Annotated in this window: 13 protein-coding genes, 1 tRNA gene and 1 pseudogene; 7 read left to right on the top strand and 8 right to left on the bottom strand. The window is 57.9% G+C overall.

Annotated features, from left to right (window positions below):
• Positions 1–180: 180 nt before the first annotated feature.
• The 4 genes from kdsA to L53_RS01725 all read left to right on the top strand — a co-directional run bounded on the left by kdsA (position 181) and on the right by L53_RS01725 (position 3,385).
• Positions 181–1,029, top strand: a complete 849-nt coding sequence (gene kdsA / locus L53_RS01740) for a 3-deoxy-8-phosphooctulonate synthase (RefSeq protein WP_034811886.1) — start codon at positions 181–183, stop codon at positions 1,027–1,029.
• Positions 1,026–1,496 (top strand): GNAT family N-acetyltransferase, encoded by a 471-nt coding sequence (locus L53_RS16100; protein ID WP_051607448.1) that lies wholly within the window; start codon positions 1,026–1,028, stop codon positions 1,494–1,496. Before kdsA ends, L53_RS16100 begins: the two co-directional genes overlap by 4 nt.
• On the top strand, positions 1,493–2,047 hold the full coding sequence (locus tag L53_RS01730; protein WP_034810976.1) for a pseudouridine synthase: 555 nt from the start codon (positions 1,493–1,495) through the stop codon (positions 2,045–2,047). Before L53_RS16100 ends, L53_RS01730 begins: the two co-directional genes overlap by 4 nt.
• A gap of 90 nt (positions 2,048–2,137) precedes the next feature.
• Positions 2,138–3,385 (top strand): mechanosensitive ion channel family protein, encoded by a 1,248-nt coding sequence (locus tag L53_RS01725; RefSeq protein WP_051607556.1) that lies wholly within the window; start codon positions 2,138–2,140, stop codon positions 3,383–3,385.
• Between the two features lie 12 nt (positions 3,386–3,397).
• Here the strand turns inward: L53_RS01725 and L53_RS01720 are convergent, their stop codons facing one another.
• The 6 genes from L53_RS01720 to L53_RS01695 all read right to left on the bottom strand — a co-directional run bounded on the left by L53_RS01720 (position 3,398) and on the right by L53_RS01695 (position 9,874).
• Positions 3,398–4,600, bottom strand: a complete 1,203-nt coding sequence (locus tag L53_RS01720; protein ID WP_034810973.1) for a serine hydrolase domain-containing protein — start codon at positions 4,598–4,600, stop codon at positions 3,398–3,400.
• A gap of 64 nt (positions 4,601–4,664) precedes the next feature.
• Complete coding sequence (gene opgC / locus L53_RS01715) at positions 4,665–5,870, bottom strand: OpgC domain-containing protein (protein ID WP_034810970.1); 1,206 nt, start codon at positions 5,868–5,870, stop codon at positions 4,665–4,667.
• A 204-nt stretch (positions 5,871–6,074) separates the two neighbouring features.
• Positions 6,075–8,393: an ATP-dependent Clp protease ATP-binding subunit ClpA gene (gene clpA / locus L53_RS01710; RefSeq protein WP_034810967.1), complete on the bottom strand. Its 2,319-nt coding sequence runs from the start codon at positions 8,391–8,393 to the stop codon at positions 6,075–6,077.
• A gap of 27 nt (positions 8,394–8,420) precedes the next feature.
• Positions 8,421–8,819, bottom strand: coding sequence for an ATP-dependent Clp protease adapter ClpS (gene clpS / locus L53_RS01705; RefSeq protein WP_084332968.1), 399 nt, complete (start codon positions 8,817–8,819; stop codon positions 8,421–8,423).
• 71 nt (positions 8,820–8,890) lie between these two features.
• A complete protein-coding gene (locus tag L53_RS16095; protein ID WP_198019710.1) occupies positions 8,891–9,283 on the bottom strand; it encodes a DUF1499 domain-containing protein in 393 nt (130 codons plus the stop codon).
• Between the two features lie 162 nt (positions 9,284–9,445).
• Complete coding sequence (locus L53_RS01695; RefSeq protein ID WP_034810963.1) at positions 9,446–9,874, bottom strand: phasin family protein; 429 nt, start codon at positions 9,872–9,874, stop codon at positions 9,446–9,448.
• A gap of 224 nt (positions 9,875–10,098) precedes the next feature.
• Here L53_RS01695 and L53_RS01690 point away from each other — a divergent pair, with 224 nt between their 5' ends.
• Together L53_RS01690 and L53_RS01685 are read left to right on the top strand one after the other, a co-directional pair.
• Entirely contained in the window at positions 10,099–11,214 is a 1,116-nt protein-coding gene (locus L53_RS01690) for a D-alanyl-D-alanine carboxypeptidase family protein (protein ID WP_233347474.1), read from the top strand.
• A gap of 93 nt (positions 11,215–11,307) precedes the next feature.
• Entirely contained in the window at positions 11,308–12,270 is a 963-nt protein-coding gene (locus L53_RS01685) for an SIS domain-containing protein (protein WP_034810960.1), read from the top strand.
• A 5-nt stretch (positions 12,271–12,275) separates the two neighbouring features.
• On the opposite strand, the gene L53_RS01680 is transcribed toward L53_RS01685, so the two are convergent.
• Together L53_RS01680 and galE are read right to left on the bottom strand one after the other, a co-directional pair.
• The gene (locus tag L53_RS01680; protein ID WP_034810958.1) at positions 12,276–13,073 is read right to left on the bottom strand and encodes an SIMPL domain-containing protein; all 798 of its coding nucleotides are present in this window, start codon (positions 13,071–13,073) and stop codon (positions 12,276–12,278) included.
• A 61-nt stretch (positions 13,074–13,134) separates the two neighbouring features.
• Positions 13,135–14,151: pseudogene (gene galE / locus L53_RS01675) on the bottom strand (UDP-glucose 4-epimerase GalE); the annotation flags it as partial.
• Positions 14,152–14,338: 187 nt separating this feature from the next.
• Between galE and L53_RS01670 the strand changes: the two are divergent.
• Positions 14,339–14,415 (top strand) — tRNA-Ile (locus tag L53_RS01670).
• Positions 14,416–14,468: the final 53 nt, after the last annotated feature.

The following is a 14,468-nucleotide window of genomic DNA, read 5'->3' as shown; positions in this document are numbered from 1 at the left end:
GCGCATAGAGATATTTGAAGGCACGCTGAAACGCTGCCAGACTTGTTGGGTCCCGAGGACTCACGGAAGCCGCCCCTGAGGGCGGCTTCTTTGTTTGTGGAAACGGCATGAACGCTCCGACTTACCTTTTGCCTGAAACAACGCTATTTGCTGGAAAAACACCTGAGCGGAGAGACCCAGATGAACGTGCTGACCCACAAGACTTCCGGCTGGACGATCGGCACCGGCAAACCGCTTTCAGTGATTGCGGGCCTCAACGTCCTCGAAGACGAGGGCCTTTCCCTTGAAGTTGGCACCGAGTTGAAGCGCGTTTGCGAACAATTGGGTCTGCCCTATGTCTTCAAGGCCAGCTTCGACAAGGCGAACCGTTCCTCGATCAAGTCATTTCGCGGCCCCGGCCTTGAGAATGGCCTGAAAATGCTGGCCAGCGTGAAGGCCAAGCTCGGCGTGCCGATCTGCACCGATCTGCATGAAGCCGGTCAGGCCGAAGCCGTCGCAGACGTGGCCGACATCGTCCAGATCCCGGCTTTCCTGTGCCGCCAGACTGATCTGGTTGTCGCCACCGCCAAGGCCACTGCCGCAGCGGGCGGGATCATCCAGGTCAAGAAAGCTCAGTTCATCGCACCGTGGGATACAAAGAACATCGTCTCCAAGATCGGTGAAGCCGCAGATGTCGGCGTGATCCTGTGCGAGCGCGGCTCCAGCTTTGGCTACAACAATCTCGTCGTCGACATGCTCGGCATTCCCGAGATGCAGAAGCTCGGCTGCCCGGTGACTATCGACGCGACCCATGCTGTCCAGCTTCCAGGCGCAGACCCGCGCACGGGCGGCGCGTCCACCGGCGGGCGACGCGACGGCGTGGCCATCATCGCCAAGTCGGCCATTGCCGCCGGCGCTGATGGCGTCTTCCTCGAATTCCATACCGACCCGGACAAGGCCCTGTGCGATGGACCGAGCTGCCTGCCGATCTCGTCAGCCGAAGGCCTGCTCAGCACGTTGAAATCCCTGCATGAGGTCGTGAACGCGTGATCAGGGAGGCTGTAGCATCAGACCGGGAGGCTCTTGCTACCATCCTCTATCGGGCGAGCCGTGACGTATTCCCGCTGGCTGGCATCGAACGCGTTGATGCCGCCGAGTTTGACCGCCAAACGGCTGGCGAGAGCATTCTGGTTGCAGAAAAGGATGACCGACCGGTCGGCTTTTCCAGCGTCTGGGACCCCGACCACTTCCTGCATCATTTCTTCATCGACCCGGCCTATCACCGCCACGGCATTGGGCGGTCGCTGATGGTTGCTACAATGATGCGCTATGGCAGCGCGCTCTCACTGAAGTGCAATACATCCAACACCACTGCCCGCACGTTTTACCGTGCAATGGGCTGGATCGAGACGGACGAACCTGGCGGCACCAGCGAAGGGATTGGTGACTGGATCTGGATCCGAACACCCGCCGCCGCATCCGCGCTCGGCCTGTTGCCCGAAGGCCCTGACGCATGACCCGCCTTATCGCCTTCAACAAACCGTTCAATGTGCTCTCCCAATTCACCGACAAGAGCACACTGGCAAGTTCGCGCGAGACGCTGTCGGACTATATGGACGTCCCACGCGTCTATCCCGCTGGCCGGCTCGACCGGGATAGCGAGGGCCTGCTGCTCCTCACCGATGATGGCAAGTTGCAGGCCCGCATTTCCGATCCGAAAGCCAAGATGGCCAAGGTCTACTGGGCCCAGATCGAGGGTATTCCGGATGACACGGCATTGCAGGCCCTCCGCTCCGGCGTAGACCTGAATGATGGTCGCACCGCTCCTGCAAAGGTGAGACGGATGGACGAGCCAGAAGATCTCTGGCCGCGCGACCCGCCAATCCGGTTTCGAAAATCGGTACCAGATTGCTGGATCGAACTGACCATTACCGAAGGCCGCAACCGACAGGTCCGGCGCATGACCGCCGCAGTCGGGCATCCAACCTTGCGCCTTGTGCGCGCGCAAATCGGCGATTGGACCCTGAATGGCCTTGCCCCCGGCGAGTGGCGCGACATAAAGGGCTGACCCCCAACCCTTCACAGGCCGCATAACACAGATTAGCAAACGGCACTCCACAGGCCCGGTCGCAACCGGATGAAACAGATGGAGCGCCGCATGGCCCTAACACAATCTTCGAGCTGGTTTGACCAGAATGCCCCCGACTGGGCGCGCGAGTCCGCAACCTTCATCGGAAACATCTGGAATGATGGCGCTTATGGTCTGACCTATGGCGAGATCACCATCGCTGTTGTGATCATCATGATCGCACTGATGATCCGCGGCCTGTTCGCACGGCTGATCGTGAAGACCATCATGCGCCTGGCGTCCGGCACCAAGTCGGGCTTTGATGACGCGCTCGTTCAATCCATCGCGACGCCGCTCAAGATCGTCCCGGTCATCATCGGCATCTATATCGCGCTGCAGGTGACCAATATTTCCGGCGAGGCGGAAATCTACGCGACTCGCATTCTGCGCTCGATCATCACGCTTGCCGTATTCTGGACGCTGTCTCGCGCGGTGCATGCCTTCGAATATCTGTTCGCGGGTCTGAGAGACGCGTTGTCGCCAGCTGCTGTCGACTGGATGGTCAAGGCGTTGCAGATCATCTTGATCGTACTGGGTCTCGGCGCCGTGGCGGAGCAATGGGGAATCCAGATCGCGCCTCTGCTGGCCGGCCTTGGCGTGCTCGGCATCGCCGTCGGCCTCGGCGCGCAGGACTTGTTCAAGAACCTTATCTCCGGCTTGCTGATCATTTCAGAGAAGCGTTTCATTCCCGGCGAGTGGGTCAAGGCAGACGGTGTGGTCGAAGGAACGGTCGAGAAGATCAATTTCCGTTCGACCCTTATCCGTCGGTTCGACAAAAGCCCGGTCTATGTTCCCAACAGCGCACTGTCAGATGCGGCCGTGACCAATTTCTCGCGCATGACGCACCGGCGCATCAAATGGGTGGTCGGCGTGGAATATCGCACGACCGTGGACCAGCTGAAATATATCCGCGACGAAATCGAGGCCTGGCTCTGGAATGATGACCGGTTCGCCAAGCCGCCGGAAGCCGCATTGTTCGTGCGTGTGGACAGCTTTAATGCCAGCTCCATCGACTTCCTGATCTACACTTTCACCCACACGAAGAATTGGGGCGAGTGGCTGGAGATCAAGGAAGAGTTCGCCGTCGCCGTGATGGACATTATCGAAAAGGCGGGCACGGGCTTCGCCTTTCCGAGCCGCACCATCTATCTACAGGAAACCGACCCGCCGGAAATCATGGCCCCGCCCGCGCGCAGCGAAGGCGTCGCACGGGCGCAAGCCGCCAAGGAAGGCATGCTCCAGGTAGGCGGGATTGGCGAAGCCAGCGACGATGGCTGATCAGGTCGCAGCCTATTTCACCCAGACACCCGGGGCATTGGTGCGATACCCCAACGAGCGATAGGCCGCATCAATCAGGCTTTGCGCGCGGTCATTCACGAGGATGCCACTGCCCATCTGGTTCATCGTGTAGCTGAAGGCGAGGCCCGCTTCGGGGTCGGCGAAGCCAATTGATCCGCCCGCCCCGACATGGCCAAAGGCCTGCTCGCCCATGATGACGCTGGTGCCGGGGCCGAGGTTCAGCGCGCGATTGTCCATGGACTTCATGAAACCCGGCCCGAACCGGGTCGGGACCAGGAGGGTTGCATCGCGTTGCGTCGCCGTCGTCACCATGCTCATGGCCTTCAGACGGTCAGACGAGACGAGCGTGCCGTCGTCGGTCGCCAGTGGCGTATACATTGCCACCTGCCCGCGCGCATTCGACAGGCCGCCCCCACCGCCTATTTCAGCGGCTTGCGATTTGCGGTCGTTGAAGTCCCAGCCGCCATTATTCATGAAGCTCTTGTGCTGGATGGATTCCGGCTCGGTCATCAGCTTGATGGCAAACTCGGTCGGAACATCATCGGGCTTCGGCGCGTACGGAATGATCGGCGCGATATGAACGTCTTCAGTTTCGGGCAGGCCTAGCCAGAAGCGCGCGCCGGTCTTGTCAGCCACTTCCTCGCGGAAGAAGGTGCCGAGCGACTTGCCAGACACGCGGCGGACCAGTTCGCCAACCGTCCAGCCAAAATTGATCATGTGATAGCCATTGCGGGTGCCCGGCTCCCAGAAGGCTTCCTCATCTTCCAGCCGCTGGATCATGTAGTCCCAGTCCTCGAATCCGCCAGGCCGGACCGGATCGCGCAGGGTTGGCAGCGCGCTTTCATGGTTCAGCATCATGCGAACTGTGGTCTTCTCTTTGCCGTTCTTGGCAAATTCCGGCCAGTAGTCAGCGACCAGCGCCTCGGGATTCAGCTCACCCCGGTCGATTAGGATATGGGCGCACAGCGCGGTGGCGGCCTTGGAGCAGGAAAAGACGATGGAGATCGTATCCTCACGCCAGGCATCATCGGTTTCCGGATTTGCCATGCCGCCCCAGAGGTCCACCTGCGTCTCGCCATTCACTGACAGGCAGACTGAGGCGCCAACCTCTCCACGCTCTGCAAAATTGCGTTCGAACTCTTCCTTCACGGCGGCGAATTTTGACTCGCACGCCCCGACAATGGATCCTGACATATGTTCCCTCCCGAGGATTTTATTGATGCCAGTGTGATGTGCCCTCCCCACGGGAAGGCAAGCCCTATGGCAGGGCCGGGAGGTAGCGTTTCTTCAGGCTTGCCGCGCCAAGCAAAACCGCCAGAGCACAGATCTGGACAACCATAACCGCAATCCGATTGTCTTCAAACCCGTTGGAGAGAATGAAGTAACTGGCCATAAAGACCGCCACGACATGGCCGCTATACACAAACAGGGAATTTCGGCCGACCGTTACCAGAGGCGGGAATCTCAACACAGAATCCACCACAGCCCGTGCCCACTTAAGGGGCCTTGGCAAGTCTTCCCTGTTCAGCAGGAAGTAGAAGACATATGAGATCGCAGCGAGACTGATCAGGCCGATGCCAGACACATTCCGGCGCTTTGGTTCAATCAGCCATTCAGGCGACCCAAGCATGCCTCGCCCGGCTTCCGCAGCTGCAAAGGCCACTGTGATGGCAAGCGCCGCATAAAAGACCGGATAGCTGGCGGGCAGTATGCTGGATTTGAAATAGTCCCAGCCTTCCGTCTTGTACCGGTAGCCGAGATAGAATCCGCCATAGAAAATAACCGCATAAGACAAAGGATTGAAGATACCCGTCAGAGACAGGAAAGGCCGCGTGTCGAAGACATGCGCGAAGATCCAGCCCAACACGGCTTGATCGAGACGAGCTGCGGCAACCAGCCAGCAGGCCGCAAGAATTCCGAAGAACAGGCGCGTCCGCTTTGTCTCCAGAAACCAAAACCCGACCGGAATGAACAGCATCAGCATCATGTAGAGGATCAGAATGCCGAGATAGAGCGGCTGCTTGGCGAAGGTGAAAACCTGAAGACTCTGCAAGAACAGCGGTGTTTCGAGGTCTGGCACATATTGGGAATCCAGCCGCATCGGCCATGCTGACACGAACAGATACAGCATCGAGAGCGCGACGATGATCTGATAGAGATAGACCCATCGTAGCCGCTTCAAAACGGCCAGTTCGCAGGCGACCATACCGCCTTTGGAGAAGGGCCGAAGATAGCTCAGCGCGCAGACAAAACCGGACAAGAGAACAAAAAACTCGCCATCCCAAACAGGCGAGAAATTCCCGTGATGAAACCGGATCACAGGCGTCCAGTGCGTGAAATTGAAGTGTGCGATGAACATGGCGATGAGCAGATAGCCCCGCGCCCCATCAATATGCACCAATCGCGACGCCTTCTGCGTTGGCGCCGTCATGGCCGAACCTGTCGTCAAAATTGCATCGGTCATCTCGTCACCTCTAGACCATGCTTGCCGTAGCGTTACTCCTAGTGAACCATTGTGACAATCCAAACGCGATCAGCGAATTTCCTTCGAAAACAGCATGTTCCTGCACAAGGTTGATGCGACTTCAGCCACCGTCTCCAGATCGCAGGCAAACAAATGCCCGCAACAGGACGTTGCGGGCATTTCTGAAATCATACTGCCAGTATTCTAGGCTGGCTCTTCAGCAGAGCCTTTCTTGGCGACAGGCTTCTTCTTCGGCTTCTCGGCAACATATTTGAAGGCGAGCTTCTCCTCGTCCTTTTTGTCGATGTCGATCTTGACCACGCCGCCCTTCTGGAGTGAGCCGAACAGGAGTTCTTCCGCCATCGGCTTCTTGACGTGCTCCTGGATCGTCCGCGCCAGCGGCCTGGCACCCATGTCGGCATCGAAGCCGCGCTTGGCGAGCCAGTCGCGTGCAGGCTTGGTGATCTCGATGGAGACGTTGCGATCTTCCAGCTGCACTTCGAGCTGAAGAATGAACTTCTCGACCACACGATCAATGATCTCTGGCGTCAGGCCGCCGAAAGTGATCGTCGCATCAAGACGATTACGGAATTCCGGCGTGAACAGACGCTTGAGCGCCTCTTCCTGCTCGTCGTCCTTCTTGCCGCGGCCAAAGCCGATCGAATTCTTGGACGCATCAGACGCCCCAGCATTCGTTGTCATGATCAGGATGACATTCCGGAAATCGACCTTGCGGCCATTGGCGTCCGTCAGTGTGCCATTGTCCATGACCTGAAGCAGGATGTTGAACAGGTCCGGATGGGCCTTCTCGATTTCATCGAGGAGCAGCACGCAGTGCGGATGCTGGTCCACGCCATCGGTCAGCAGGCCACCCTCATCATAGCCGACATAGCCCGGAGGCGCGCCGATCAGACGGGAAACGGTGTGGCGCTCCATATATTCCGACATGTCGAAGCGCAGCATCTCGACGCCCATGATGGAGGCAAGCTGTTTGGCAACTTCGGTCTTGCCGACGCCGGTTGGACCGGTGAACAGGTACGAGCCAATTGGCTTGTTCGGTTCACGCAAGCCGGCACGCGCGAGTTTGATGGCTGCCGAAAGCGCCGTGATGGCATCGTTCTGGCCAAACACGACTCGCTGCAAATCTGTCTCCAGCGATTTGAGCGCGGCTGCATCGTCGGTCGAAACCTGTTTGGGGGGGATGCGGGCAATCTTGGCGACGACAGCCTCGATATCCTTCTGCCCCACCGTCTTCTTGCGTTTCGACGTAGGCAACAACCACTGCGCGGCGCCGGCCTCGTCGATCACGTCAATCGCCTTGTCCGGCAATTTGCGGTCGGTGATGTAGCGATCTGCGAGTTCAACAGCTGACTTGATGGCGTCATTTGTGTAGCGCAGGCCGTGGAAATCCTCGAAGCGCGATTTAAGACCCGTGAGAATCTTGATCGTATCCGGAACAGTCGGCTCAACCACATCGATCTTCCGGAACCGGCGCGACAGGGCCCGGTCCTTTTCGAAATGCTGCTTGTATTCCTTGAAGGTTGTGGACCCCATGCACCGTAAGCCACCGGACTGAAGCGCAGGCTTCAGCAAATTTGACGCATCCATCGCGCCGCCGGAGGTCGCCCCGGCGCCAATGATGGTGTGGATCTCATCAATGAACAGGATGGCTTTTTCCTGCTGCTCCAATTCCTTCATCACGGATTTGAGGCGTTCCTCGAAATCACCGCGATAGCGCGTACCTGCCAACAGGGCGCCCATGTCGAGCGACCAGATGACAGCCTCATCCAGGATCTCAGGGGCTTCACCATCGACAATCTTCTTGGCCAGGCCTTCGGCAATCGCCGTCTTGCCCACACCGGGATCGCCGACGAGGATCGGATTGTTCTTGCTGCGACGGCAGAGCACCTCAATGCAACGGTTCACTTCCATGTCCCGGCCGATCAGCGGATCGATCTTGCCGGAGCGCGCCTTGTCATTCAGGTTCACACAGTAAGCGTCGAGCGCCTCATGACCCTGCTTGACCGGCTCTTCTTCCGAGGCCTCCGCACCGCGTGGACTGGATGGGCGCGACATGCCCGGTTGTTTGGCAACGCCATGCGAGATGAAATTCACCGCATCATAACGAGTCATGTCCTGCTCTTGCAGGAAGTAGGCAGCGTGACTTTCACGTTCAGAGAAGATCGAGACCAGCACATTCGCGCCGGTAACTTCATCGCGGCCCGAGCTCTCAACGTGAAGGATGGCGCGTTGGACAACACGCTGGAACGCAGCGGTCGGCTGAACGCGGCCTTCGCCTTCATCCACTGTCAGGCTGGAAAGCTCTTCATCAATGTATCGGCTGAGGTCGGCGCTGAGGGCGTCAATGTTGACCTTGCAGGCGCCCATCACTTCGCGGGCATGCTCATCTTCCGTCAGCGCCAGAAGCAAATGTTCCAGTGTGGCATATTCATGATCACGCTCTGATGCGAACGTCAGGGCCTTTTCGAGTGCGGTCTCTAGGGAGGGGGACAAACGTGGCAAGTGACTGGCCTTCCGGAGTGAGTGTTTCTAGTCGTCTTTCTCCATGACACATTGGAGAGGATGTTCATGGCGTTTGGCAAGGTCCAATACCTGCGCGACCTTTGTTTCGGCCACTTCGTAAGTATAGACACCGCACAACCCCACGCCCTTTTGGTGGACATGAAGCATGATGCGCGTGGCCTGTTCCCGGGAACGATTGAAGAAATGTTCCAGGACGTAGACGACAAACTCCATCGGCGTGTAATCGTCATTCAACAGAAGCACACGGTAGAGCGACGGCTTCTTGGTCCGTACGCGCGTTTGCGTGGACAGACCAAAATTCGTCCCATCATCATCGCCAGTCTGCCCGCCCCCTGGTGGGTCGCCGGGTCCGGGCCGATTTAGCCGTATTGGATCCGTGCTGGAATGGTTCAGGTCACCGCTCATAGTTACCAAGATATACGTTCTTGCCCGACTTTGAAGAGCGGATACGCGGCAAAAGCACAATCTGCCTGAATTCAGGTCACTTGGAGACTGGCGAGGAGATCATTCACGCGCTTAGCATTCGCCCCCATATCGCTATAGCCCACGCGGGATGCAGAATAGACTGCGAGCGTGGATTTCCCGTCTGAAGGCAGGATGGCAATATCCACATCATCCTTGAATTTGAACAGTTTCGATACCGCGATGAAGCTGATGCGACCCGCCTGGGCGTCGAGCGCCTTCAGCCTCCAGTCCTTGCGCATGGCCACAAGGGCCTCGACCTGGCTGAACAGACTGTCTGTGCTGCAGAAGAAAATCGGGCCTTCTTCGTCCGGGCTAGCCTGGTCAGCAAAGCCGGCTGGTGCGACTAGATACGTATTCGGCGACTTGGGTCGCTTAAGGGTTTGGAAATCGAGAAAATCGCTCATGCACAACTGTAGAAGCATGCGCAGCGGTTTCGCCAGAGCATTCTGCATCTAAACTTGAAAGAAGTCGTGGCAAAAAAGAACCGGGCCAAACAGGCCCGGCTCAAAACTATCTACGCCACTCTACGCCCCAGCCCGCTAGCTTGGCCGGGAAACAGGAAGAGCTTACTTGGGTGCGAACGCCATGAACGGCTTCGTCGCGTCGCGCCAAGCAGACATGCAGAGTTCAGCCTGCGCGCTGACTTCGGACGTGTAAGCCGAGAGAAGGTTCTTGGCGAAGCCGGACTGTATTTCCATTGCTTCGCGTGGATCTTTTGCACCGGTCAGCGACTGCGTGGCTTCAACACCCTGTTCGAGCGTGCGAGCAAAGAAGTCCATGTTGCGGGCCCCAATGGTGCGCATCATTTCCGAAGAAGATGCTGCTTGTTCTGCGAGGGCCTTCATGCCGCCTTCAGCATAACCACCGAACTTGCCTGCGAAACCTGTCATTTGTTCCATGCCTTCATCAATCATTTTGGTTGCCGAATCTGCCACACGCGCTTCCGCTTTGGCTTTCGGAGAAGACTTGGGAGTGGTCTTTTTTGTTGTCGCCATGGGGAGGATCCTTTTCACGCTGGATGCCCTAACGTAGCGTAAAATATGAGCAATTGCAACAATTATTGTGCGGCGCAGCATTTTTAAATTCGCATGAAAATTGCAAAGCTTGAAACCTGATTACAGATTTGTGAGGCTGGGGCCTGCGTTAAGATGTGGTCAACCGATTTGACGGACTCTAGTTTAATCTCCGGGTGCCGGGGTTAACTCATTTTGGAGAGAACATGATGCGGCTCGCACTACCACCTGTCCTGAAAGCACTCACTATAGCGGTGGCGCTGATGGCGGCAGGCCTGTTTGCCCAATCTGCTCACGCCGAGAAGTACGCCTCCATCGTGATCGATGCGGATACTCATGAAGTGCTTCATGCCCGCAATGCCGATGAAGCGCGCTACCCGGCCTCCCTCACCAAGGTGATGACCCTCTACATGCTGTTTGACGCGCTGAAGACAGGCGAGGTCACTCTGGACGAACGCCTCGTTGTCTCGCGCCACGCGGCCAGCCAACCCCCTTCAAACCTCAAGCTTCGCACCGGCTCGACCATGACAGTTCGCGACGCAATCGGCGCGCTGGTCAGCAAATCAGCCAATGATGTCGCTGTGGTTGTGGCTGAGCGTCTCGGGCGCACCGAAAGCCGCTTTGCCCAATTGATGACTGTGAAGGCCAAATCGCTCGGAATGAACCATACCCGCTTCATGAACGCGTCGGGCCTGCCCAACACACAGCAGCTGACGACCGCGCGTGACCTGGCCATCCTGGCCGATGCGATGCTCACCGATCATGCTGACTATTATCATTACTTCTCGTCCAGCAGCTTCCAGTGGGCTGGACGCACCTACAAGAACCACAATGAGCTGCTCGGCAAAGTAGACGGCGTGGACGGCATCAAGACCGGCTATACCCGCGCCTCCGGTTTCAACCTGATGACCTCTGCCAAGCGCGACGATAGCCGTATCATTGCGATCATGCTGGGCGGGAACACGTCCCGATCTCGCAACGCACATGTCGAGGATCTTGTTGAAGCTGCCTTTACGACGCTCACCGATCCTGCTCACGACACCCAACTCGCCTTTGCGGGCGTTCTGCAGCCAGTACACCCGAACGATGCGGCAGAACCGATGCTGAATGGAAAACGCATCAGCGTTATCATCGCTGAAGGTGGTGGTGAAACAGATGACGACAAACTGGTCGTGGCTGAAACGGCACCTGTTGCAGCGCCAACACCAGAGGTTGCCGAACACACTAAAATGGAAACTCCGGTTGAGCCGTTTGTGCAGCCCAAGACCCACATCATGAGCGTTTCGGAATACGAAGCGCGCCAGATGCAGAACGCGAAATAACGCCCGAGTTCAAGTTTCCAATCTGAAACGCAACCCTTGCAAGCCCAAGCGGGCTGACCCAGAAGGCTTTCCAGCCATCAGGAGCGAACAGACGTGACCCGTGAAAGCGACATCGATATTGCGCGCAATGTAATTCGCATTGAGCGCGAAGCCCTTGAACAACTTGAGGCCGGTCTGGACGCGGCCATCGAAAAGGCCGCAGACCTCATCATGGCCACGGACCGGCACATCATCGTGGCGGGTGTGGGCAAGTCTGGACATATCGGCCAGAAGATCGCGGCCAGTCTCGCATCGACGGGCACGCCCTCATTCTTCCTCCATCCGACCGAAGCCAGTCATGGTGACCTTGGAATGATCGTTCCAGGCTCCGTCGTGATCGCGATATCCTATTCGGGCGAGAGCCGCGAACTGGTCGATTTGATCCGCTATTGCCGCACCAATTCGGTACCCCTGATCGGCATGTCACGCGCGGCAGAGTCGACGCTTGGTCGCGGGTCGGATGTGTTGCTGACGCTGCCAACTGTTGCGGAAGCCTGCCCCAACGGGCTCGCGCCAACCTCCTCAACGACAATGGCACTCGCGCTGGGCGATGCGTTGACCATAGTCCTGATGGCGCGACGGGGCTTCTCACGGGAAGAGTTCGGGTTTCGCCACCCGGGGGGGAAACTTGGCCGCTCCCTCCAGACTGCCGGCGACTATGTGGCCGGCCGCACGGACGATATGCCATCGGTCAGCGAAACCGCGGCAGTCGAAGAGGTTATCTTGGCCATCTCGGAAGGCCGCAAGGGATGCGTGGCCGTGCTGGATGCGACTGGCGTGATCGTGGGAATGGTCACCGACGGCGACTTGCGACGTGCCATGCTGGCAGGAAAGCTGACGGGAAATGCCGCCGCGATCATGACACCATCACCCCGCACGATTTCACTCGACGAGCGCATGTCCGCAGTCATCAAGAGATTGACCGAGCATCGCATCTCCAACGCATTCGTTGTGGAAGATGGACGCCCGGTGGGAATTGTCGACATGAAAGACCTTCTCGCCGAAGGCTATGTCTGATCGGCCTATTTGGTCAGTTCGAACCGGATGTTCACTTGGGCCGAATAGCCAATTTCACCGCCTGAAATCGGCGTGGATGCCATATCGGCAGACTCGCTCATGGCCATCATCCTGCCCATCGGCGCAGGCGAAGGTTCATACCCGCCGCTTTCGGAGATGTTGACGATGCGCGACACCCGCATGCCGACAGCTTCAGCATAGAGCTCAGCGCGCGCAGTTGCGTCCGCAACGGCCTTGCGCCGCGCTTCGTCACGGGCATCACTGGCATCTTCTAGAGCGAAATTCAGGCCCGAGAACGTGTTACCGCCTGCGGCAACGAGGCTATCAAGCGTTTCACCCAAACCATCCAGATTGGTCACTTTGACGGTTAGCTGGTTTGATGCCGAATAGCCGCGCAGAACCTGTTTGCCGTTGCGACGCCCATTGGCATCGGTTTCCTCGACATAGTCGTAGACCGGATTGAGAGAAATATTCGACGTCTGCATGTCCTTGTCGGCGACGCCTGCGGACTTCAGCGCGTTCATCATGCTTGTCATCGCCTCAGCCTGCGCCGCCATTGCAGCAACTGCGGTCTTGGCTTCCTCGTTTACACCGGCCGTGATGTAGGCAATGTCCGGCGCGCGCTTCACATTGGCGGTCGCGGAAATGTCCAATGTGGTTTCGGGCTGGATCGAATTGGGGTGGTAGGTCATCTGGCTCGTCCCGGTTGGAACCGATTGGGACGGCATCTGCGCACAGGCAGACAGGGTTCCTGCCAGGGCGATGGCGCTGGATGCGATGAACAGATTCCGGAAAGTGCGCATGTTGTCTCCTCGGTTTATTGATCGAGACCGATGGCTACCAGCGCATTGTGTCAAACTCGCGTCAGGCGGCTCCGACTTCGCGTTGCGGATACCCTTCCGGATTGCCGCTTTGCCAGGCCCATTGATCTCGGCACATGTCTTCCAACGTCAAACGAGTCTTCCAGCCAAGAAGTTCCATCGCATAGGAGGGATCAGCCCAATAGGCCGGCAAATCGCCAGCGCGGCGCTCGGCGAAGTTGAGCGGGATCTCCCGACCGCTTGCCTGTTCAAACGCTTTCACCACATCCAGGACCGAATAGCCGTTCCCGGACCCGAGATTGACTGTGAAACTGTCCGGACTTTCCAGCAGCTTCTCAAGCGCAACGATGTGCGCTTCGGCGAGGTCGACGACGTGGATATAGTCGCGCACACCCGTGCCGTCCGGCGTATCGTAGTCGTTGCCGAACACGTTGAGATGGGGGCGACGCCCCACCGCCACCTGGGCAACGAACGGCATCAGATTATTCGGCACCCCGTTCGGATCCTCTCCAATCAGACCGGTAGGATGCGCACCAATCGGGTTGAAGTAGCGCAGGATGCCTGCATTAATGCCTGCGCCCGATGCGACGAGGTCATTCAGCATCAGCTCAACCGCATATTTGGTCATGCCATAGGGATTGGTGGGCGCCAGCGGATGGTCTTCGGTGTAGGGCAGCGAAACCGGTGTGCCATAGACAGTGGCAGACGACGAAAACACGATATGGCCCACACCCGCCTGTTTCATGGCGTCGAGCAGGCTGAGTGAGCCCTGAACATTATTGCTGTAATAATCGAGCGGGTTGGCGGTCGATTCCCCAACGGCCTTCAGGCCGGCGAAGTGAATCACGGCCCCGCATTCGTGCTCGCGCAGAGCACATATCATGGCGTCGGTGTCGCGAATGTCTGCTTCGATGACTGGCACATCATTCGCGCCCGTAATCTGACAAATCCGATCGATGGCGGCCATGCTGGAATTGACGAAATTGTCTACAATTACCGGCGTATATCCTCGGTTCAGCAACTCGACACATGTGTGCGAGCCGATATATCCAGCCCCCCCCCGGCACGAGAATCCGCTTTGAGTTGCCTTGCATGAATTTTGACATCCCTGACTTGTCCCCAACTCCATCGTGTAGGTCGTGTCCAATGATCATGCAAACGATCTGCCACATTTACGCACGTAATTCGCAAGAGCGTGGCAGACAGCACATTGCCTTGCCAAAGAAGCACGCTAAAACGGGCCGCTGGGGCCTGTAGCTCAGTTGGTTAGAGCGGACCGCTCATAACGGTTTGGTCGCGGGTTCAAATCCTGCCGGGCCCACCATTTTCCTGTGAAAGCGCCTTTGCGCACAACCTGCTTCGGCGGAGCAGATTGAA

The organism is Hyphomonas sp. L-53-1-40 (genome assembly GCF_000682775.1).
In the GTDB taxonomy this organism is placed as follows: Bacteria; Pseudomonadota; Alphaproteobacteria; order Caulobacterales; family Hyphomonadaceae; genus Hyphomonas.
The sequence above is the reverse complement of the archived record's forward strand: the minus strand, read 5'-3'. Positions and strand labels throughout refer to the sequence as shown.